Origin of the sequence: Alcaligenes sp. GCM10023179 (assembly GCF_042653705.1) — a bacterium.
In the GTDB taxonomy this organism is placed as follows: domain Bacteria; phylum Pseudomonadota; class Gammaproteobacteria; order Burkholderiales; family Burkholderiaceae_B; genus Alcaligenes; species Alcaligenes phenolicus.
Map to the genome: position 1 here is coordinate 1 of NZ_JBHSIQ010000005.1, position 526 is coordinate 526.

The window sequence follows — 526 nt, forward strand, 5'->3', positions numbered from 1 at the left end:
TCAGCAGCCAACTCGGAACCAGGAACGTCCACGTTCCAGGTCTTGCCATCAGCGTTAACGGTGGTCGTGTAATCCTTACCGTTCACGGTCACAGTGACGGTGTCACCAGCCTTCACATCCTTGCCAACCGTACCGGTGATGGTCACGTCAGACTCGGACTCAGCCTTATTGATCACGTCATCGCCCGCAATGGTGTCGATCGTGATCGAAGCTTCAGGCAGGTCGGTATCCACGCCGTAGCCGCGGTCAGCTTCAGCCGAAGCGGGGTTGCCCGCAGCGTCTTCAGTCTCAACCTTGGCATGTACGTTCGAATCAGCAGCCAACTCGGAGCCNACCAGCCTTCACATCCTTGCCAACCGTACCGGTGATGGTCACGTCGGACTCGGACTCAGCCTTGTTGATCACGTCATCGCCAGCAATGGTGTCGATGGTGATCGAAGCTTCTGGCAGGTCGGTATCGACACCGTAGCCGCGGTCGGCTTCAGCGCTCGCAGGGTTACCCGCAGCATCTTCGGTCTCAACCTTG

The 526-nt window shown here is 58.3% G+C and carries 2 protein-coding genes; both read right to left on the reverse strand.

Annotated elements, in window-relative coordinates:
* The coding region (locus ACFPDR_RS17020) for an Ig-like domain-containing protein (protein ID WP_376911577.1) at positions 1-323 on the reverse strand (323 nt) is incomplete at its 3' end.
* Positions 313-526, reverse strand: a 214-nt coding sequence (locus ACFPDR_RS17025; RefSeq protein WP_376911579.1) for an Ig-like domain-containing protein, incomplete at its 5' end; no start/stop codon positions are given. The genes ACFPDR_RS17025 and ACFPDR_RS17020, both read right to left, overlap by 11 nt.